Source organism: Coprococcus sp. LG101-27 (assembly GCF_027695515.1).
In the GTDB taxonomy this organism is placed as follows: Bacteria; Bacillota; Clostridia; order Lachnospirales; family Lachnospiraceae; genus Allocoprococcus; species Allocoprococcus comes.
In genome coordinates this window covers 13,179-35,095 of sequence record NZ_JAQEUJ010000015.1, presented here as the reverse complement: position 1 = coordinate 35,095, position 21,917 = coordinate 13,179, and the positions used below count along the sequence as shown (strand labels likewise).

The window sequence follows — 21,917 nt, the reverse complement described above, 5'->3', positions numbered from 1 at the left end:
GGCAATATAAGGCAATATAGCAACCTATAAAACAACAAAAAAATACGCAGGTGTGCAATCAGTGTGCAATCAAAACTATCGTCTTTCAAAACAAAAAACTCGTTATCAACTGGGTTATGTCCCCATTTGTAACGAGTTTTTCATTAACAAAATTATTTACCTGTTTTCAAAAACCCTGCGAGCCAGAAACCCGCAGAGTCGTAAAACCGTAAAGCCGTCTAAGTGGTTATCTATCTTGCCGTAGAAACGCTACCTGCAAGCCACTCCTGCACCATCTGGGCGTTCACTTTCAAGATTTTTGCGATTCTATCTACCGTCATGCCGTCTTCCGCCATGCTTTTGGCATTCTCTCTTTTCTCTTCCAGTCTTCCTTCCTCCACGCCTTCCAGACGCAGGGCTTCCATTTCCTTGCACATATGCTCCACTCCTTTCTCGGTCTCTTTCAGTTCGTGCACGCGGTCTTTCAATGCTCCCGCCTGCATCTCTTTCGCTTCCTTCACACGGAAATCGTGCATCAGTCTTCCAAGCTCGCCGCCATCGTCCTTGCTCGAATCCACGTAGATGAAGTGTTCCTCGTCCCCGAACTCCTTGCCGTTCTCGCGGATTATCCGGTCGATATGGGCTATCGGAAGTCCGTGCCCCAGTGCGTCTTTCAACGTGACGAATATCACGTAGGTTTCCGGGAGCTTATCGAAGTTCTTTCCCGTATCCAGCACGTTGGAATCCATCATCCCGAGGTTGTATCTGGCACGTTTCGGGTGCGCCCCCTCATCGTCTTGCTGTATCTCGACGTTGAAGATGCGTCCGCTTCCATCCTTTGCCACACAGTCCAGCACGACACCTCTGCCATGCATGTTTCTGAAATCCACCTGCGTCTCATTGTCGATGACGGTCAAATCCTTGTCCTCCATGATGATTCTAAGAACGTACTCGCAGGCTTTCTTATCCTTGAATACATTCCGCGCGAAAATATCGCTCATCACGGTCAGATTCTTAATCGTTTTCTTGTATCTCTCCTTATGCTTAAGCATCGTTTCTTCCTGATTCATCGGTGAAGACCACCTCCTGTTCGACTCACAAGAAGGTATCAACCATCTTGCTATATATATATTTTACAAGAAAGCCAGTAAACATTCAAGACTTGTATTTTCCCCGCCGAAAGGACAAAATCCTGCGGCTTGCGCGGAGTGGCCGGGGTCTGGGGCAGCGCCCCATTTAAGCAATCTCCGTGCATATAATGAGCGGTCGCGGTGCCCGACGGGAAAGCCCCTCGCTTTTCCTGCGTCCGGCGCATCGCGGCAGCGAAGGCGAATGCACGGAAGTCGGAGCCGGTCAACTTTTCCGTTCCAAATGTTTCCGTCAATCCGCCTGCGGATTTATGAAAGATTTGTGGGCGGGATGGTTGAGGGGCGAATCCCTCTACCCGGACGAGAAAAGGGTCAACGTTCGCAAATAGGCGCAAATGGGTTCATTTGATGCCAAATGGTGTCTTTTTCTATCATCGGCATCTCTGCCTTGGCAGTTTCTACCTGCATGTTCGTGTATAGGGCAGAGGGATAGAAAAATAGCCTGCGTTATAATCTGTCCCCAAGGAGACGGCATTCTTGCCGCTTCAAAAAGCAGGAAATCGGAAAAGAAAGGATGATGCCACATGGCTCAGGATTTCGGCGATGACATGGGAAACGCCCTCCTAAACTTCGTCACAAGGCAGGTGGAGAACTACTTGCGGTTCGGACGTGGCAGGGAACGTGCTTTTGACTGGTGGCAGCGCCATTATAAGAAAGAAGGGAACACTCCCGCGCAGGCAAAAGCCATGGCTGAGAAGCAATCCTCTCGTGAGCAGGTGGTCGTGCCCTTTGGTACTTCCGAGGAAGCCGCCTACTATGCGCAGGTATGCCGCGAGAATGGTACCTATGCCGCCGCCTACACGGACAAACAGGGAAACGGATTCCTTGCCTTTGCCAAGGAGGATGCTAAGACCGTCGCAGGGTATGCCCCGCAATTTAAGGACGTGATGGCGCGTCTCGATGAGCAGCGTATCACCGACGCACTGAATCACGCGGAACCCGTGAATAAGAAGACCATGGATTCCCTCACAGAGCTGACAAGCTATCCCGACCTCCCGGCAGAGGACGTAACGGTCATTCCGGTCACCATCCGTTACAAGGATGCACCAGACGAGACTTACGATATGCTCTTTAGCGAGCAGGATACCGAAAACCTTAATATCGACGATTCGATTTTCTTCTCCGGTTACTCCCACAAGGAGCTTACCGAGATGGTTGGTCGTGAGACCCATGAGGATTTCGATGTGATTTCTGTCGGTGCCCCCTACAAGGTTCACGCGACGCAGGTGAAAACGGATGCCCCGGAAAAGACCTATGACGCGCCGGGAAAGGATGCACCTGCCCGCAGCGATAAGGTTGCCACACTTCGTCCCGAGGACACCGCCATCCATACCCAGAACATCCGAAACGCTGCCCAGAAGGCAAGGGAAGACTGCACGGACTTTTCCGACTTCGAGCGCAAGATGAACGCGCAGGGCTTCGGCGTGACCGAAACCAGCAAGGGTGAGGTCATGGTCTACGAGCCTGCAAGTCTGAATACGGACGGTTCGGTACCGGCGTATGAGCGCGGTCGCGACTGGCCGGTCTCTGCGGAGACGTTAAAGAACCGGTACGACCTCGATGTAACCCACAACTGGTTCGAGCAGAATACCCCGAAGAACACTGGCACCCTCCCGGATGGAGACCTTGCCATGCAGAATGCGCGTCTGGCGCAGGAGCAGATGCGTGACGAACAACAGATGCTAGAGCCGGTTGCATCCGACGGTTCCATGGATAACGACGGGCGCACGCCCGACCCGAACTCCGGCATTGAGAGCCACGATGGTGCAGATACCGATTCCCGCACCGCCGTCATGGACGCGGAGCAGACCGGAAGTGAGATTCGTCCTTCCGACATTCGCAAGGAGCAGCAATATGATTCCGAGTCCTATTCCCTCACGGGGGAAGCACGGGATATGACCGCTGCCAAGAACCAGATGGATACGGAGACGAAGGCGCAGGAAACCACGCGGGAGCATGGTTCGAGCCTGCCCTTTATACCCATTAACGGCGAAGACGCATTGTAAGGAGATAAACCATGACCCTCAAAGACAAATTGCCGGACAGGCTGAAATGCTCCCCGCTTCTTACCATGGAGTCGGACAGCGATATCGAGACCATCGCAGAATCCATCGTGAACCTTTCCGATTCAGATGGGGACTTCTTTAAGAAGACGGAAAAACTTCTTCTGATGGCAGCCCTTGGATATTTAAGGGACTGGTGCGAGCCTTCCCAGTGTACCATCGGAAACCTCATCTCCCTTCTTGATGCCGCCCTGCCAAAGGACAATGAAACCCATACCACCCTCGACAACCTTTTCTATGAAATGAAGTCCGGGTGCAAGCGCGTGAAATCGGAAGATGGCATCACGACCCTTTGGGAGCCTTCCGCCCTTTCCCGTTGCGACGGTCTCACTCCGCGCGATTCCAACGGTATTGATGTGTCCGAGGATTTTTCGCTCACCTGCTATGAAGGATTCCGCCACGCGGCCACGCGGGAGACGCGCACGAGTATTGTGACCACGCTCCTGCTTGTGCTGGAAGCAGTGGAAAAGGAGGATGCATATGGCAAATAGCGCGAACCCGGAAATCAATAAGAAGATTGCCACCTCGGCACTCGGTACCCTCTTCATCGCCACGGTCTTCTTCTATCTCGGTGACCGTTATGCCGAAACCCTCGTCACCTATCCGGGGCAGATTTTCGACCATCTGGGCGATGCCATGCTCACCATGTGGGAGACCATAGGGGATGCGCCGTTTGCCCTCGATATGACCAGTAACTCCCTGCTGTTTGGCGGGGCTTGCTTTCTCATTATCTGGATGATTTGGCTTCGCTACGTGGCGTTCATCGGAAACTATCGTTCCGGCGAAGAATCCGGTTCCGCCCGCTGGGGCACTTTGAAGGAAGGAAAGAAGTTCAAGGACTTGCAGACCGAAGACAACAATCTTCTCTTCACCAAGAACTTTGGCCTTGCCCTGCACCGCCCCAAGTTCGACCCGGAATATGACCGCAACCTAAACGTCCTCGTGGTCGGCGGCTCTGGCTCCGGTAAGACCTTTAACTACGTGACACCGAACATCTGCCAGCTCAACACCAGCTACTTCGTCACCGACCCAAAGGGAACCCTTCTTAAGGATGCCGGATACCTGTTCACGGACAACGGCTATAAGCTCAAGAGCTTCAATACCATCAACCTTGATGAGTCCATGCACTACAACCCGTTAAAGTACGTGAAGACGGATACCGATATCCTCTCCTTCGTGAACTGCTTCATTATGAACACGAACCCCGAGGGGAAATCGAGCGGTGACCCGTTCTGGGAGAACGCCGAAAAGATGCTCTACACGGCGCTCATCGCCTTGTTGCGTGACTGGTTCCCGGCGAAGGACTACAACATGTCCTCGCTTCTCACGCTCCTCTCCCTTGCGGAAGCACGAGAGAACGATGAGAACTTCAAGTCCGCTCTTGACCTCATGTTCCTCCAAATCGAGGAGGGCAAGAAATACAAGCAAAACGACGGCTCTTCTCCTGACACTGCGGGAAATGCCGGTCTCTCAAGGAGCTTTGGCACCAAGCAGGCAGATAACGGCTGGTCTTGGGTGCCCAGTAAGTTCAAGCGCAACTCCGACGGTGTGAAGCCCGCCGACTGCGGGGGACTTTCCGCCGACGAGGACTTCGCCCTGATGAACTACAAAAACTTCAAGGTGGCCGCAGGTGTTGTATGCTCTAAAAGACTTCTTAATCAAGCGGTTGGGAAGTCTCTTAGAACACACAACCTAAAACCGAAGAAAGGAGCGCAAGTTATGAGAAAAAACGAGAAAATCACAGCTCTGTACGAACGACTGAGCCGTGATGACTTTGGCAAAGATGATGACCAACAGCGTGAGAGCAATTCCATTTCCAATCAAAAGGCTATGTTGGAGGAGTTCGCCGCACGGCAGGGCTTTACGAACATTGTCCATTTCACGGACGATGGCATTAGTGGTACTTGCTTTGACCGTCCCGGATTTTTGGCAATGATGAAAGAGGTTGAAGCCGGGAATGTGGAGTATCTGTGCATCAAGGACATGAGTCGCATGGGTCGTGACTATCTGAAAGTCGGTCAGATTATGGAAATCCTGCGTCAGCGTGGCGTTCGCCTTATCGCCATCAATGACGGCGTGGACAGTGCCAGAGGGGACGATGATTTTACCCCTTTCCGCAACATTATGAACGAGTATTACGCCAGAGACACCAGCCGTAAAATCCGTTCCACTTTCCAGTCCAAAGGCAAGTCCGGCAAGCACCTCACAGGCACAGTCATTTACGGCTATCTCTGGAACGAAGCCAGAGACCAATGGTTGGTTGACCCCGAAGCCGCAGAGGTGGTCAAGCGTATCTTTGCCATGACGATTGAGGGCTACGGTCCGTATCAGATCGCCAGCAAGCTGAAAGAAGAAAAAATTCTCATTCCGTCCGCTTACCTTGCCCAGCACGGCGAGGGCGTGAACAAGAATAAGACTTTCAAAGATGTGTACGGCTGGGGTTCTTCCACCATCTGCAACCTTCTTGAAAAGCGTGAATATCTGGGACACACCATCAATTTCAAGACCCGAAAGCACTTCAAGGACAAGAAAAGCCATTATGTCCCGGAGGACGAATGGACGATTTTTGAGAATACGCACGAAGCCATTATTGACCAGCAGACCTTTGACCTTGTGCAGAAAATCCGTGGGAATGTCAGACGCTACCCGGACGGCTGGGGCGAAGCAGCTCCCCTCACAGGCTTGCTTTATTGTGCCGATTGCGGCGGCAAGATGTATGTCCACCGTACCAACAACGGCAAGCGTATTTCTCAATATACCTGTTCCCAATACAGCAAAGTCCCAGTTGGAAAGCTCTGCACGACACAGCACCGTATCAATGAAGATGTGGTACTGTCCCTTGTTTCCGAAATGCTCAAAGCTATTGCCGAATATGCCAAGCATGACAGAGCCGAGTTTGTCCGTGTGGTGCAGGAAGCACAGTCCAGCCAGCAGACGGCAGAGGTCAGGAAACAGCGGACACGCCTTGCCACAGCAAAGCAGAGAGTTTCCGAGCTGGAAGTCCTGCTCTGCAAAATCTATGAGGACAACATTTTAGGCAAGCTGTCCGACAGCAGATACGCCACTCTGGACGCTCAATACGAAAAGGAACAGTCCGAGCTTACCGCTGAAATCTCTGTTCTGGAAAAGGCTGTCAAGAGCTATGAGAAGCACGAAAAGGACGCTGACCGTTTTATCGCTCTGATTGGTAAGTATGAGAACTTCGACAAGCTGACCATTGCCATGCTCAACGAGTTTATCGAGAAAATTCTTGTGCATGAGCGTGACCGCAAAGGAAGTATACAGACCACACAGGAGGTTGAGATTTACTTCAATTTTGTTGGGCGATTCGTTCCCCCGGCGTTTGGAGAAGCGGAGCTTACCCCGGAGGAATTAGAGGAAATCCGCAAGCGTGAGGAACGCAAGGACAGGCTTCATCAGAACTACTTGAAGCGGAAAGCCAGCGGAGCGCAGAAGCGATACGAGGACAAAATCAAGGGGAGAAAAAAGGCAGAAATCGAAGCCAAGAAAGCCGCTATTCGTGCGGAGGATATTGCAAAGGGAGTGTTCGTCCCTGTCAGCAGTTTACCGCAGAGAGAGCCGATGAAAGGAGTACAAACAGCATGAATATCACTTATACACAGAACGGCGATTATCTTATCCCGAACATCGTTATCCGCAAGACCAAGCCCCTCGGACACTACGGCAGACTTCGCAAGGCGTATCTGGAAATGCACCGTCCGATACTGTTCAATGAGCTGGTGCTATCCGACAAGCTCTTTGAGCATTGCGCCGAGATTGACGAAGCGGCACGAAACCGCATGGAGCTGATCGTGCGGTCACTGGCAGAGCAAAACGGCGTGACCGAGCAACTAAAAGCCAAAAACCAAATGGAATGGGTGCGGCAGATGAACGCTTGCAAGGCACAGGCAGAGGAGATTGTGAAAGCGGAATTGATTTATGATTGAGCGAGGAAGTCCGGGCAGAAAACTGTTCGGACTTTTCTCATGTAGTCCAAAGTTGCGGTAGAATTGTTCACGAGTTTTATGGTACAATTTATGCGAATAAAGAAAACGGAAAATTAGAATCTAACAAGAGAATGTGGTTGTATGAAAAAATCCATATTAGTATTTTGGGCAATCGTGTGTCTGTTACCTATTCAAAGGAGGTTTAAGAATTTCAAATGAAACATATAAGAAATATATTGCTGTTGATTACGATTATTTTTGCTTTTGTTATGCAAGCTGAAGTATATCAAAATATGCTCTGGAACTTTAATGGTGCTTATTATTTATCGTCCAGATACACAACTACTAATGACGATATGGATTCATTTTTAGCCAATGCAGAAGATACAGCTGAGAAGCATGGTGTTCATATTTTTTCGACTTTTAATCAGAGAGTTTCTAATTATCAGACAAGACTTTATATTTATGGTGATGATACCGTTGTTCGGGATAGTCTTAAAAGCACAATGGATATTGAGGAAAAAACATATACGGCTTTGATAGGTGGAATCACCGTAATAGAATTTGAAGATTTTAGAGAAGCAAAAAACACAGGCAATGGACAGGAAATAATGGTCAGCTATATCGGTGATGATGATGACATTATTGCCACATATCAAGATTTGGCAAAAGAATATTCTATATCGCAGCCAGAGTTTTGGCAATCAACCGAAACTGATATGATGTTCATTGTTTGGGGCCTGGTTGCCATATTGATGATTGTACTTAATATGATTGAGGTGATACGCAGGCAAAAGGAAGTAGTTGTACGAGCTTCTCTGGGCGAAAATGCTGCTGTGATTGCTCTAAAAGCTGTAGTGGCTGATATGATTTCATATGCTGCATTATTCGTCTTAGCAAAGTTGCTTGTTTCTCAATTTATATCGGGAGCGTATGAAGATCATCTCATTTTGGCAGTGTATTGTGCCGGAGCAGTTCTTTCCGTAATTCCTTATGCTGCTTTTGTCCGCTTTGATGTAAAAAAAGCCTTTGCCAATGCTTCAGATAAAAAAGGTATGTTTTATCTTCTGAACGGTCTTAAAGTATTTGCTACTGCTATGACAATTTTTACAATAACTACAAATCTCAGTAGCATTCAAGGTAATTTACTTACAAACACTACTCTTTTAGAAAATCATTATAATGATTATTATTTTGGAGTTATGCAGATTGAACCTCCTTTTGAAGAAAATGAGGAGGAATCCAAAGAGAGCAAATTTTGGAATGACCTTTACGAAAATGAATACAACACGATAAATCCGGTGGTCTGCATAGGCAGCCGGATAAGCGATACGGATAATTATATTTTTGTAAATCATAATGCCAGAGATATGCTACAAGGGTTTTCTGATATGCTTACTGAAGATGATGAAAAAGAGGATATCGTGGTCTTCGTGCCAAAGGGAAGAAATGCGGAATCATACAAAGATATCGCAAAAGAGGAAATTGGCTCTCTTACCCAAAATGCAGAAGAACTGCGTGTTGTTTATAAAGAATATTCTGGCAGAGAACAATTTTATTATCTCAATTCGAACAGAGAAGAGGCTATTGACGGATTGTCAAGAGTAACAAATCCGATTGTGATTTATCAGGCAAATGAGGCTGTTGCTTTAAATGGAAGTTATATCGAAACAGGAACATATAATGGTGAGGTAATCTACGGATGCGATGAAAGCACAATTCGCAGTGTTGCGAAAAAATATTCAGAACAGCTTGGTTCACACTATTTTATGCTGACGAATGTCGGAGAGGATTACATTTATAGTCATAGTTTCCTCGTGAAACTGATTGGCTTTATAAGCTCTCTTTGCGTATTAGTATTGCTGTTAGATATCGCTATCATCATATCTGAAGTGAAAATGGAATTTAGACTTAATGCGATGGAAATCTCCCTCAAAAAGGTTTTGGGCTATCGCTTTTATGAAAGGCACAAAAGATTTATTTCCGTTAATCTCTTAGAAAATATAGCCGTTGTGATATTGATTTGCATTGTTTCAATTTTTATATCTAACGCAAGTGTCGGGATTGCTTTACTGATTGGAGCGTTGCTCACCATTATTGAAATGGCAATCATTTTCACAAATATTATGTGGGTTGAAAAAACAAATATCTCAAAGTCATTGAAGGGAGGATGTTTATGATTATAATTCGTGGCTTAAATAAAGCATTTGGAGAGAAAATAATTTTCTCTAACTTTAATTTAGAAATTCCGGATGGAAGTTTTGTAGTAATCAGCGGCGATAGCGGCAGTGGAAAAAGCACTTTACTCAATATGATTGGTGGTATCGAAAAACCGGATAGCGGCAGTATCATAATCGAAGGGCTGAATATTACCCGGCTTAAAAATAAAAACAGTTTTTTTGCGGATACAGTGGGGTTTCTTTTTCAGAATTTTGCACTGCTTGAAAATAAGACAGTTAAAGAAAATTTAAGTTTGATTAAAAAATCAAGCCGAACTAAAGTATCACTTAAAGAAGCTCTTAATCGTGTGGGGTTATCAAAGGAAGTTAACAAAAAAGTTTATCAGCTTTCCGGTGGTGAACAACAGAGAGTTGCTTTAGCTCGTCTTATGATGAAAAAATGTTCTGTTGTTTTGGCAGATGAACCTACTGGCTCACTTGACAAGAAAAATAGAGATATTGTTATGAGGTTATTGCACGAACTCAATGAAGAAGGTAAAACGGTTATCATTGTTACCCACGATCAGGGTATTATTGAAGATGAACCTTATGTTGTGAAAATCTGAGAGTACCTCTTAGAAATGTCTTGATCTACATTTTATATAATTTGGGTCAGAAGAAAATCCCTTTAGGAACTAAAGGGCGCACTTCTATACTCTCCTATCGGGAGTATGTGCGTCCTGCGGAGCTTCATTCTCTGTCAGCAGAAGAAAACTGCCCGACCGAGAAAGTTGCGTCACTTCGTTCCGTCAAGGTGGCTACACCCCCTTGCGCCGCTAATGCGGCTATCCCCTGTGGACTTGCCGTCCGCAAACAGCATAAAATGCTGTTCGCCGCCAGCAAGTTTGGAAAAATAAATACCGAAAATCAGACCGTTGACTGGTCGCACTATGCGAAAAGTTGACGGTCTTTTTTTATCCCCAAAATCAAAAAAGGAGGTCAATCACAATGACAAAACCGAAAACCCTTGACCAGCTCCGAGCCGAAAAGGAACGAGCCGAGACGCAGCTTGCACAGGAACAACACAAGCTGGAGCGTCTGGAGAATAGAAAGAAGTATCTGGAGAAAGGCGAACGCACCAAGCGCACCCACCGCCTTTGCAATCTGGGCGGCACGATTGAGAGCCTTGCCCCGGAGGTCAAAGATCTCACACGCACCGAAATGACAGAGCTGATGGAACACATCTTTTCCCTGTCCGAAGTCCAGCGAGCCGTCCGTCACATGGCGATTACTCATATCAGCCAAGCAAACAGAGAAAAGGAGTTGAAAGCCGATGGCACTATTTCATCTGAGCGTCACGCAGACTAAGCGAAGCGCAGGACAGTCCGCTATCGCTTCTGCCGCCTACCGAGCCGGGGAGCGATTGTATAGCGAGTATTACGGCGAATACAGCGACTACACCCGCAAGGGCGGCGTGATCTGCTCTGACATTCTCCTGCCGTCCCATGCACCGCCCGAATACGCAGACCGCCAGACCCTATGGAACGCCGTGGAAAAAGCCGAGCGTGGAAAGAACGCCCAGCTTGCATACAGCTTTGACATTGCCTTGCAGAATGAATTTTCCCTTGAGGAAAACATCGCTCTTGCAAGGCAATTTTTGTTGGAGAACTTTGTGAGCCGGGGCATGGTGGTTGACTTCGCCGTACACCAGCCCGACCGGGAGGACGGCGGCATACCAAACCCACACTTCCATGTGCTTTGCCCCATCCGTCCCATCGAGCAGAACGGCAAATGGGGACTAAAGCAACGCCGGGTGTACGAGCTGGACGAGGACGGCAACCGTATCCGAGACCAGAACGGCGAGTTTGTTTTCAACGCCGTTCCCACTACCGACTGGGGCAGTCCCGAAACGCTGGAACATTGGCGTGAAGCATGGGCGGAGCTATGCAATGCCAAGTTTGCGGAAAAAGGTATTGATGTTCGTATCGACCACCGGAGCTATGAGCGTCAGGGCGTGGAGCTTCTTCCCACTATCCACGAGGGCGCAACCGTCCGGGCAATGGAGAAGAAAGGCATACGCACCGAGAAAGGCGAGTTCAACCGCTGGATCAAAGCCACCAATGCCGTTATCCGGGACATCAAGAAGAAAATCACTCTCCTGTTTGATTGGATTGCCGAAGCAAAAGCAGAGCTTGCCAAGCCGCAGGCACCCGACCTTGTTTCGCTGCTGAACGCCTATTACACCCAGCGCAGAGCCGGGGCGTATTCGCAGAAAGGCAAGGTCAGCAACCTAAAGGAGATGAACGAGACTTTCAATTATCTCCGGGCAAACGGCATTTACACTCTTGAAGATTTGGAAAGCCGTGTCAGCGAACACAGTGCTGCCACAGAGAGCTTGAAGAAAACGCTGGATGAGCAGACGGCACGAATGAAAGCGATTAAGCGGCTCTATGACAGCTCCGCCGCTTTCCAGAACTTGAAGCCTGTCTATGACGGCTTGCAGAAAATCAAGCTTGAGAAGCCCAGAGCCAAGTACAAGGCAGAGCATGAAGCGGAACTGATACAGTTCTACGCCGCCAGACGAAAGCTGACCGGGGAGTTCCCAGACGGCAAGGTGGATATGAAAAAGCTGTCCGACGAGTATGACGAGCTGGAACAGGCGCACAACACCACCTATGGCGAGTTTAAGACCGTCAGAGACGATTTACACCGCCTTTGGAAGGTCAAGTCATGTGTAGATACTGCCGCCCGATTTAACGAGCGTACAGAGGAACAAAAGCTCCAAAATCGACCCCAAACACGACAGAAAAAGGAGGATATGACACGATGAAAAAATACGACTGGAAGAACGAGTACAACCCCATCCGCAGAACGGCAAAACGCCTTTTGAGCGGAGAAGCTTTGACCGATGGCAGACCGCTTTCCGACCTGATCGAGCTGGACGAACACACCCGGAAATGCCTTGCCTTTGAAGCCACCCTCACCGACCGCCAGATTGATATGTTGCAGGAGCTGGGCTATCTGCCTGTTATCATGAGACAGTACGGCGAGGAATGTGCGAACTGCCCCTACACGCTGGACGAGCGTGAGCATGGCATTTGCAGACGATGCGCTGTTTTCAAGAAGTAAGGAGGACGCCCATGCAGTACACCCAAGCACAGATCGACCGGGCAAACGCCGTCAGTCTGGAAGATTTTCTCCGCACACAGGGAGAGACACTTATCAAAAGCGGACGGGAATACCGCTGGAAAGAACATGACAGCCTGACCGTCCGGGGAAACAAATGGTTTCGCCACAGCCAGAGCAAGGGCGGCTATCCTATTGATTTTGTCATGGAGTTTTACGGCAAGTCCTTTCCCGAAGCAGTCCAGCTCTTAACCGGCGAAAGCGCCGAGGGGCAGAGCGAAGCCAGCACAGCACCGCCCACAGCGTTTCACTTGCCCTTGCACAACAGGACAGCCGACAGAGCAATCCAATATCTCACAGAAAGCCGAGGTCTCAACAAAACGCTTGTTGAGGCTTTTCTTCTTTCCGGGGATATTTACGAGGACGCAAAGCGGCACAATGTTGTGTTTGTCGGCAGAGACCGAAGCGGTACGCCGAGATACGCCCATGTGCGAGGAACGGCAGACCCATTCAGACAGGACATTGCCGGGTCTGACAAATCCTATCCGTTCCACTATGAGGGAAACGGCAACCAGCTCTTTGTCTTTGAAGCACCGATTGACCTTTTGTCCTTTATCTGCCTTTATCCGCAGGACTGGCAGACAAGGAGCTACCTTGCCCTGGGCGGCGTTTCAGGCAAAGCCCTTGACCGTTTTCTTTCTGAACGCAAGGACATCCGAAAAGTGTTCCTCTGCCTTGACAGCGACACCGCAGGAAGTGAAGCCTGCACCCGGCTGGCACAGGACATTCCCGGCGAGATCGCCGTCATTCGCCTTGTCCCGGTAAGGAAAGACTGGAACGATATTCTCCGTCAGCAAGGGGACATTCCCAGCCGCAAATTCATAGCCGAGACAATCACGCTGCGAGAGCTGCCCACCGCCCAGCCTGTCCCCATGCTCCGCATGGCAGATGTGGAGCTGACGAGCGTGGATTGGCTATGGTTTCCGTATATCCCCTTTGGAAAGCTGACAATTATCCAGGGCAATCCCGGCGAGGGCAAGACCTACTTTGCCATGCGCCTTGCGGCGGCTTGCACCAATCGAAAGCCTTTGCCCGGTATGGAGACACTTGAGCCTTTCAATATCATCTATCAGACCGCCGAGGACGGTCTGGGTGATACCGTCAAGCCCCGACTGATAGAAGCAGACGCAGACCTTGAACGAGTGCTTGTCATTGACGATAGAGACACACCGCTGACCCTTGCCGATGAACGCATAGCAAGGGCAATCCGGGAAAACAGCGCAAGGCTGGTTATCATTGACCCGGTACAGGCTTTTCTGGGTGCAGATGTGGACATGAACAGAGCAAACGAGGTGCGCCCGATATTCCGCAGTCTGGGAGACATTGCACAGGCTACCGGGTGCGCTATCGTGCTGATCGGACACCTGAACAAAGCCGCAGGAACGCAAAGCACCTACCGGGGATTAGGGTCTATCGACATTACGGCGGCAGTCCGCAGTCTGCTCTTTATCGGCAAGCTGAAGGACAGCCCCACAACGAGGGTGCTGATCCATGAGAAAAGCTCCCTTGCGCCGCCCGGACAGTCCATTGCCTTTTCTCTGGGAGACGAGAAAGGGTTTGCGTGGATAGGAGCTTATGACATTACCGCTGACGAGCTTCTTGCCGGGACGGACACCGCCAAGACCGAGAGCAAGACCGCACAGGCGCAAATGCTCATTCTGGAACTGCTTGCGGACGGAAAGCGTATGCCGAGCGCAGAACTGGAAAAGGCAGTCAATGAGCGTGGGATTTCCTCACGCACCATGAGGACGGCAAAGAGCCGTATCGGGGACAGACTTGTGACCGAGAAAGACGGCACAGCATGGGTCTGCTATCTCCGAGACTGACAACAGGAACACGGCAAGCATGGCAAAGACGGCAAGGTTTTTATAGATACCTTAATGTTGCCGCCTTGCCTTGTTCCCTCATACCGACACCGCTCGATGATGAACAGTCACCGGGCATTTTTCATTTACAGGAGGATTTTGAATGAACAATACCGCAACCAACACCGCCACTTGCCCGACTGTCAGAAAGCAGATCGGCAAGACAACCTATATCGTCCGTGTCCATTTCAGCCAGACCGCAAAAGAGACGATGGAGGACAAAATCAAGCGTCTGCTCCGTGAGGAAGTCCGCAAAATGTGACTTCTTTTTGAATTTGATGAAAAAGTCCTTGACTTTTCGTCTCTGGAAAGACCTTAAAATCCATCCTCATTTCCTGCAACGTGCGCCTTGCGCCCATCGCGACGGACGGCGTGCGCGAGCTTTTGACCTATGACGAGATGGAGATTGACACCCTTGGTGACCCGGATGCGAAGGTGGCGATTTTCGGCATCCTCTCCGATACCGACAAGACCCTCAGTTTCCTGTTCGCCATCCTCATGTGGCAGACCATCGACCAGCTGTGCCGAAAAGCCCTTTCGGATTATGGCGGGAAACTCCCGACCCCGGTGCATTTCATCTTCGACGAGTTCGCCAACATCGGCACTATCCCGCAGATTGAGGAGACCATCGCGGTCACCCGTTCCCGTAACATCGGCATCACCATCATCCTGCAATCCATGAGCCAGCTGGAAAGCAAATACGATAAGAAGGCGCAGACCATCATCGACTGCTGCGACTCAACGCTCTTCCTCGGTGGCAAGTCTAACTCCACCAACAAGGAGATTGCGGAGATGATTGGCAAGCAGACCATCCATCAGATGACTTATAACGAGTCCACGGGACAATCCTCAAGCGCCAGTAAGAACTTGCAGATTCAGGGTCGTGACCTTATCGACGCAGCAGAAATCGGCAAGATGAGCCGCCTAAAGGCAATCCTGCTCATCGCCGGTACCAACCCGCTCATGGATGATAAGTATGACCCCCACGCCCATAAGCGATACCGCTATATCGTAGATAAGCGTAACTGGAAGCGTTTGCATAAGAACTCCTTCGATTTCGAGCGGTATCTGAAAAACGGCTGCGAGCCGTACACCCCCGATGAGGATATGGGTGCGGAGTTCACAGCGTGGAAGTGGGCGGCATGGAAAAAATCAAGGAAGGGGCTTCTGGGCATATTGCTAAACCGGTAGTCACTTATAATTAAGAGAAATGCCACGCGAAAAAGGCAGAAAGGGGACGAATGGAGGAAGGAACTTGGAAACACTCGTCAAACTCGCCGCCCCGGCGATAGGAACCGCTGCGGGCGCATTCACCGTCGTGGGAATCATCTATCTTGGGATGACCCTCGCGGGACTTCTTCGCGGCGGGGGCGGGGAGATACGGAAAGCCGTTGCAATCATCGTCGCGGGACTTACCTGTATCGCCTTTGCCCATCTGTACGGTTACTAGAAAACAAGTAAACAAGAAAGGAATCAACCATGCTGGAAAACGTGAAAAACCTTCTCTCTGATGGTGTGACCGCCCTCGGCGGCATCCTCATCGTCTTCGGCCTTGTGAACCTTGGTCTTACCATCAAGGACGGTATGCAGGGCGGCGGCGGTCAGCTCTCCGGTGCCCTCGCCATGATTATCGGCGGTGCCATCGTCGTGGGTGCTGCCGTGTACTTCAAGACCGGTATCAACTGGGGTTCCCTCGCGGGTTAGAAAGGAGCGATATCTCACATGCTCTCTGTAGCAGTACACAAGGATATCGCCGAGTATCAGCCCAAAATCGTAGGCAAGATGACCATGCGCACCCTGGTATCCATCACGGGTGCGCTTTCTGTCTCGGTACTTGCCGGGCTTTACATCTACTTCGTTTTGGGACTGAACGTCAGCGATTGCACCTATTTTATCTATGCCGTCTCGTTGCCGTTTTGGTGCGTGGGCTTCGTGAAGCCCTGCGGGATGCCCTTCGAGCAGTTTGCGCCGCTTTGGCTTAAGGCAAACTTCACGAACGACCGCATCTTCTACAAGCCGTCCATGCGTCTTGCGGGACTTCTCTCTGAGTCGGAAAACAGCAAGCAGAAAGGAACTATCTATGGAAAACACTACCGAAAGCAGGGAAACCTTCGCGGCATCGAATCCTACTCCCCAAGGGCAGGACGGGTCATCTCTTAACGCCGCATTTGACGTGGACGCGTTCGTCCACGCATCCGGTGACGGGTTCGGGAACACCGCGCCCCTGCGCTCCGATACCGGCGCTATCGACATGGATGCCATCTCTCAGGTCGCACACGTCACGCAGGGTGCCGGAAAGCTGACCCGAAAGGAGAAGAAGCACGCCAAGCGCGAGATGAAGCGCAGGAAAAAGGAAGCCAAGAAGGCCGAGAAGGAAGCGAAAAAGACCTACAGCTCCGTCAAGTCCCAGTTAAAGGACAGGGACAAGGAGCTGTCCGATAAGATGGCCGATGCCAGAAAGAAGCGCGACTCCGCGAAAGACGTGGTGAACTACATCGGCTACAACAAGATGTATCAGGACGGCATCTGTGAGGTGGAGGAGGGGATGTTCTCCTCTTCCATCGCCTTCGATGACACCAGTTACCACTCGGTGCGCGATGAGCAGCAGAAAGCCATGTTCTCCGCCATCACCCGCCTTTACGACCAGTTCGGTGCGGATACGCTCGTGCAGATGAGCGTCATCAACACGCCGCTCCTCAAGGAAGAGGTCGGCCACCGCAAGTTCTTCGACCCGGAGCGTCAGGCAAACGATGCTGCAAGGAACGACGCGCAGGTGTTCAACAACATCCTGAACGATAAGGTGAAGGAGGGGGTCAGCAACATCCGCAGGAACCGCTACCTCACCTATTCCGTGACGGCAGACACCGCAGAAGATGCAGCGCGTCAGCTCTCCCGTATCGAGGTCGAATCCTCCCGCATCCTAAACTCCATCGGCAGCAAGGCACACCTTATGAACGGCACCCAGCGCCTTTCCGTCATCCATTCACTCTTAAACCCCTATAAGCCGTTCCTGTTCGATTACCAGCGCGATATTTCCGCCAAGCGCTTACAGACTACCAAGGACTGCATCGCACCGACGCAGATTGATTTCCGCCCGGACGGCCACTATAACGACTGCGTAAAACTCGATAACGGGGTCTACGCACAGGTACTCGTGATGAAGAAGTTCGGCTCGGAACTTTCCGACCGCGCACTTGCCGACATGGCAGACCTTCCTATCCCCATGGCTATCACGTGGTACGTGCAGCCCATGGATAAATCCAAGGCTATCAATTACGTGCGCACCCGTTCCGCATGGATTGACAAGGAAATCATCGAGGAACAGCGCTCGGCAGTGAACAAAGGCTATGACTTCTCCATCCTCCCGCAGGAGCTGAAATACTCCAAGGAGGAGACGGAGGACGTGCTCGACCACTTGCAGAACAAGAACCAGCGTCTCTATGTCTTCACGGGGCTTGTCTACACTTACGCGGAGAGCAAGGAAGCGCTGGATACGCAGGTGCTTCGCATCATCTCCACGGCACGTCAGAACTCCATCGAGCTTGACACCTATGACTATCGCCAGCGTCAGGGACTTAATTCCATCCTCCCGCTCGGCCATAACCACGTGGAAATCTCCCGCATGTTCACCACGGCGCAGGTTTCCATCCTCGTGCCGTTTGCCACGCAGGAGCTTGACGATGCAGGCGGCAACTTCTACGGCCAGAACAAGCACAGCCGCAACCTCGTGGTCTGCAACCGCAAGAAGCTCACCTCGCCGATGGGCTTCGTCTGCGGCAAGACCGGCTCCGGTAAGGGTATGTTCACCAAGACCGAGATGACGGGCACCATCTTCTCCAATCCGACGGACGAGATTTACGTCATCGACCGCGCAGGCGAGTACACCGCTATCGCCGAACGCTACGGCGGCAGCACCTACCACTTCGGCGTGGGTACCGGAACCCATCTGAACCCCTTCGATACGGTATCCGTGGAACACATGACGAGAAACGAGCAGATTGCGTTCAAGGTGGACGCGATGTTAGCTCAGGCGGGCGCTTCCGCTGCCGAAGCCGGGTCGAACTTCTCTGAGGTTGACCAGTCGCTCGTACAGCGCTGCACCGAGCTTGCCTTCCAGAAGGCCGCAGAGCGCGGAGACAATCTTCCGCCGACCTTACAGGACTTCTACGATGCCGCGAACGAGCAGCCGGAGGAGCAGGCACAGGTCATCGCACTCCGTTACGAGCGATTCGTGAAGGGTTCCATGAACTTCTTCAACCATCAGAGCAACGTCGATTTCAACACCCGCATCGTGGACTTCAACCTGAAAGACCTGCCGGATTCCATGCTGGTCTTCGCCCTCATCAATGTCTGCGAAGCCGTCCGCAACCGCATGTACTTCAATGCAAAGCGAAACGTCCGCACATGGCTCTACGTCGAGGAGATGCAGAGTATGTTCGCGTACCCGACGGTACTTAACTACTTCTCCCGCTTCTCGAATGAGGGTCGAAAATTCGGACTTTTGCTGACAGGTATCAGTCAGAACGCCACGGCGATGCTCGCCAACGAAGCGGCGCGAAATATCGTCCTTAACGCGGACTTCCTCATGCTTCTCAAGCAGTCCCCGCTCGACCGCATGAAGTGGGCGGAGCTTCTGAACCTGTCCGAGCAGGAGGAGGAATGCATCGACGAGTCCGCAGAGCCGGGTGACGGCCTGCTCATCGCAGGAAACGCCCGCGTGCCGATTCGCGGCAAGTTCCCGTCCGGCAACGTTCTCTATGACCTGTTCTCCACGAACCCCAATGAGACGAAGAAGACGGGGCTTGGGGACAAGAAAGATGCAAAACCCGTTATCTAGCAACCCAGTAAGAAGACCCCGGAAAGGACGGTGAACGTCAGATGAAGGCTTCGGATTTCACGACCGGCGGAAACGACCGTGAGAAAGCCATGAGCAATCTCCTCAAGACCGAAAAGACGGATGCCGTCAATACCGGTCTGGTGGAAAAGGCAGATAAGAACGCCAAAGCCTTAAAGGGTGACCTCTATTCCGTCGGCAAGAAGGGCACGCACGGCGCGGGAAGTACCGCCCTCGATGCCATCGCAAGGAAACGTAAGAAGACTTCCGCCGCCGATGCCCTTGACGGAAAATCCCGTAGCCAGCTAACCGGAAAAAATGCCCTCACGAAAAAGGTGCAGTCTCGCCACAATCTGAATAAGAGCCTGAAACGTGGTGCAAAGGGTGTAGCCGCAAAAGCTGCCCACAACGCTCTCAAAGACTCCGAGCTGGAAGGCACGGACGATTTGGTCGCAACCACGCACACCGGCGCGAAACTTGCCGGAAAGGCGAGAAAGCACCTTCGTTCCGGTAAGGATGCACTTGAAAAGAAAGACTCTCTCGGTGCCCTCTCGGAAAAGAAATACCGCACCGAGAAACTGGATAAAAAAGCTGCCCAGAAGCGGATGCAGTTCTCCAAATACTTCCATAGGAACGTCTACGAGAATGCTGCGGCGCAAGCGGGAAAGAAAAAGGCGCTCACGATTCTTTCCGGTGGCATCAAGGGAATGCTTTCATCACTTGCCGGTGCCATCTCCCAATTCTTTCCACTCATCATTGCCTTCATCTTGGCCTTCGGCCTGATTTCCGTTGTCGGTGGAGGTGCCGCCGATGAGGAGCAAAAGAGCGCATCCCTTGACGGGATGCCTGCATGGGTCACCTACGACCTCGTGCTCGCGTGCCTGAACGCCCACGAGCAGTACGGATATCCCGCTTCGGCACTCCTCGGCCAGATGATGATTGAGAACGGCACCTCGGACTCCGGTTCCGACCTCGGGCGGCTGTACCACAACTACGGCGGCGTGAAATATGCCGGTTATGACTACGGCGGACTCATCACGGGTTCCGTTAAAATGCTCACCACCGAATACAGTGCTTCCGGCTCTGCCTACAAGACCTACGCGGATTTCGCCGTCTTCAAAGACGATGATTCGTACATGAAATACCGGTGCGAGCATCTGTATAAACAATCCAACTACACCCGTGTCCCTAACTACCAGAAGGCCATCGACACCAACAACTCCGAACTCTTTTTGCGTGCCCTCGGCGAGGGCGGGTACTACACCGCGTCGCAGGACAGCTATATCGCCCAGTACCGTTCCATCTGCCAAGCCTATCCGCTCGTCGCGCAGCTCGATTCCATGACCGCAGAGGAGTTTAAGAATCGGTACTCCGGCACTACCCTCATTCCCGGTGGCGGGCAGGACTACCAGAGCGCCGACCAGTGGCAGAAGGATATCGTAAACGCCTGCTCACAGACTCCATGGCCGGGAGCCGACCGTTGCGCCACATGGACAACAATGGTCTATGCAAGAGCTGGTCATCCCGTTGGCGGCAACGGCAATACGCAGCTCGGCAATCAGGGATACGGTGCCAATTACAGCCAGAAACGCGCCACCACCGACCTCTCCCAGATAAAGGTAGGAATGCTCATCTCCGCCCAATACGGCTCCAATACCGCCGCCGGTAACGCTTACGGGCACGTCGGCATCTATATCGGTGACGGCAAGGTCATGGATAGCATTTACTCCGGTCTGCGCACCATCTCCCTGTCCGATTGGGTTTCCCAAAACGGAAGAGGATGGGTTGTCTGCGGCTATCCATGGGACTGGCGCTAGGAAACCAGAAAGGATACCTGCTATGAAGAAACTGAAAGCATGGATGGCGGAACACAAGAAGTTTTCCGTCATCGCCCTGTGCCTGCTCCTGATGTTCACCTGCGGCTCTGCCATGAGCGCCATCAACGTGTCGCATCACCGCGCGGAAACCGCAAAGGAGCAGCACGCAGAAAATAACACGGACACTACCACAGCCGCTGAGAAGAAGACGAAGGAGGAAACCGGGAAGGTGGAGCTTACCGATGCCCAGAAGGAAATCATCAAGGGATACGATACCGATACCAAGGAACTCATCGACACCCTCTCCTCTTCCGTCTGGTCGGTAAGCGAGGGACGCTACACCCTCAAGTTTGCCGATGACTCCTACGTGGAAACGGTGAACGGAACTCCGACCGTCCATAGTTACGCCATCTCCCGCGTGGAAAAGACCTCCGATGGGTACGGCGGCTATCTCTATACCATCGTCTTCGAGACCGATACCGGCACCCATATCGTGACCTACACGGATGGCAGTGGTGCTGCGGTGAACTCCGATTCTAAGACCCCCGGTGAGAACACCATCTCCACCCTTACAAGCTCTACGATGTTCGCTCAGAAAAACACCGCATACGAGCGTGCCGAAGCGGTGGCAAACATTACCGTGAAGGGCATGAACAGCGAGGTCACGAAACTCTTCGGCGGGGATGAGAAGGCCGTCATCACCGCCCTCTCCAAGTGGTGCGCCGTCCATTACCCTTCTGTCACCGAAGCTACATGGCAGAAAGTCGTGAACCTCGATTATGAGAACGGGGTCATCACCACGGACTTCAAGCTCAACGACTCGAACTCTGTTTCCGTCACCTGTGTTTACGAGCAGTCCACGGGCGAGTTTTCCTTCGAGGGCTAGGGCAGCGTCGCCATGCAGGCAGAAAGGAATCTC

19 protein-coding genes are annotated in these 21,917 nt (G+C 51.5%); 18 read left to right on the top strand and 1 reads right to left on the bottom strand.

The genetic code is table 11. The features are described from left to right. Positions 1-230 precede the first annotated feature (230 nt). On the bottom strand, positions 231-1,091 hold the full coding sequence (locus tag PG766_RS10930) for a PD-(D/E)XK nuclease family transposase (protein ID WP_270205762.1): 861 nt from the start codon (positions 1,089-1,091) through the stop codon (positions 231-233). Between the two features lie 560 nt (positions 1,092-1,651). Between PG766_RS10930 and PG766_RS10925 the strand changes: the two genes are divergently transcribed. From PG766_RS10925 to PG766_RS10840, 18 genes are all read left to right on the top strand, one after another. Next, positions 1,652-3,133, top strand: a complete 1,482-nt coding sequence (locus tag PG766_RS10925; protein ID WP_270590809.1) for a hypothetical protein — start codon at positions 1,652-1,654, stop codon at positions 3,131-3,133. Positions 3,134-3,144: 11 nt separating this feature from the next. Continuing rightward, the gene (locus PG766_RS10920; protein ID WP_270590808.1) at positions 3,145-3,681 is read left to right on the top strand and encodes a hypothetical protein; all 537 of its coding nucleotides are present in this window, start codon (positions 3,145-3,147) and stop codon (positions 3,679-3,681) included. Continuing rightward, on the top strand, positions 3,671-6,796 hold the full coding sequence (locus PG766_RS17130) for a DUF4368 domain-containing protein (protein ID WP_270590807.1): 3,126 nt from the start codon (positions 3,671-3,673) through the stop codon (positions 6,794-6,796). Before PG766_RS10920 ends, PG766_RS17130 begins: the two co-directional genes overlap by 11 nt. After that, entirely contained in the window at positions 6,793-7,137 is a 345-nt protein-coding gene (locus PG766_RS10910) for a TnpV protein (protein ID WP_004845299.1), read from the top strand. Before PG766_RS17130 ends, PG766_RS10910 begins: the two co-directional genes overlap by 4 nt. Positions 7,138-7,352: 215 nt before the next feature. Beyond that, complete coding sequence (locus tag PG766_RS10905) at positions 7,353-9,317, top strand: bacteriocin-associated integral membrane family protein (protein WP_004845300.1); 1,965 nt, start codon at positions 7,353-7,355, stop codon at positions 9,315-9,317. Further along, positions 9,314-9,922, top strand: a complete 609-nt coding sequence (locus tag PG766_RS10900; RefSeq protein ID WP_002593328.1) for an ATP-binding cassette domain-containing protein — start codon at positions 9,314-9,316, stop codon at positions 9,920-9,922. Before PG766_RS10905 ends, PG766_RS10900 begins: the two co-directional genes overlap by 4 nt. A 382-nt stretch (positions 9,923-10,304) precedes the next feature. Beyond that, the gene (locus PG766_RS10895) at positions 10,305-10,664 is read left to right on the top strand and encodes a DUF3847 domain-containing protein (RefSeq protein ID WP_003500140.1); all 360 of its coding nucleotides are present in this window, start codon (positions 10,305-10,307) and stop codon (positions 10,662-10,664) included. Further along, the gene (mobQ, locus tag PG766_RS10890; RefSeq protein WP_117861104.1) at positions 10,630-12,126 is read left to right on the top strand and encodes a MobQ family relaxase; all 1,497 of its coding nucleotides are present in this window, start codon (positions 10,630-10,632) and stop codon (positions 12,124-12,126) included. Before PG766_RS10895 ends, mobQ begins: the two co-directional genes overlap by 35 nt. Then, positions 12,123-12,425: a hypothetical protein gene (locus PG766_RS10885; protein ID WP_024729653.1), complete on the top strand. Its 303-nt coding sequence runs from the start codon at positions 12,123-12,125 to the stop codon at positions 12,423-12,425. Before mobQ ends, PG766_RS10885 begins: the two co-directional genes overlap by 4 nt. An 11-nt stretch (positions 12,426-12,436) precedes the next feature. Further along, positions 12,437-14,308: an AAA family ATPase gene (locus PG766_RS10880; RefSeq protein WP_270590805.1), complete on the top strand. Its 1,872-nt coding sequence runs from the start codon at positions 12,437-12,439 to the stop codon at positions 14,306-14,308. A 142-nt stretch (positions 14,309-14,450) separates the two neighbouring features. After that, entirely contained in the window at positions 14,451-14,609 is a 159-nt protein-coding gene (locus PG766_RS10875; protein ID WP_006428300.1) for a transposon-encoded TnpW family protein, read from the top strand. Between the two features lie 80 nt (positions 14,610-14,689). Beyond that, positions 14,690-15,538: a VirD4-like conjugal transfer protein, CD1115 family gene (locus PG766_RS10870; RefSeq protein ID WP_334304426.1), complete on the top strand. Its 849-nt coding sequence runs from the start codon at positions 14,690-14,692 to the stop codon at positions 15,536-15,538. Positions 15,539-15,602: 64 nt separating this feature from the next. Continuing rightward, positions 15,603-15,797, top strand: coding sequence for a hypothetical protein (locus PG766_RS10865; RefSeq protein WP_117527907.1), 195 nt, complete (start codon positions 15,603-15,605; stop codon positions 15,795-15,797). Positions 15,798-15,826: 29 nt separating this feature from the next. Beyond that, positions 15,827-16,051, top strand: coding sequence for a hypothetical protein (locus PG766_RS10860; protein ID WP_082421059.1), 225 nt, complete (start codon positions 15,827-15,829; stop codon positions 16,049-16,051). A gap of 18 nt (positions 16,052-16,069) precedes the next feature. Then, positions 16,070-16,507 carry a PrgI family protein gene (locus PG766_RS10855; protein ID WP_082430262.1) on the top strand — a complete coding sequence of 146 codons (438 nt, stop codon included), beginning with the start codon at positions 16,070-16,072 and terminating at the stop codon, positions 16,505-16,507. After that, positions 16,428-19,184 (top strand): VirB4-like conjugal transfer ATPase, CD1110 family, encoded by a 2,757-nt coding sequence (locus tag PG766_RS10850; RefSeq protein ID WP_270247063.1) that lies wholly within the window; start codon positions 16,428-16,430, stop codon positions 19,182-19,184. Before PG766_RS10855 ends, PG766_RS10850 begins: the two co-directional genes overlap by 80 nt. Before the next feature lie 41 nt (positions 19,185-19,225). Further along, entirely contained in the window at positions 19,226-20,998 is a 1,773-nt protein-coding gene (locus PG766_RS10845) for a glucosaminidase domain-containing protein (protein WP_270590803.1), read from the top strand. A 22-nt stretch (positions 20,999-21,020) separates the two neighbouring features. Then, positions 21,021-21,884, top strand: coding sequence for a hypothetical protein (locus tag PG766_RS10840; protein WP_270590802.1), 864 nt, complete (start codon positions 21,021-21,023; stop codon positions 21,882-21,884). Positions 21,885-21,917: the final 33 nt, after the last annotated feature.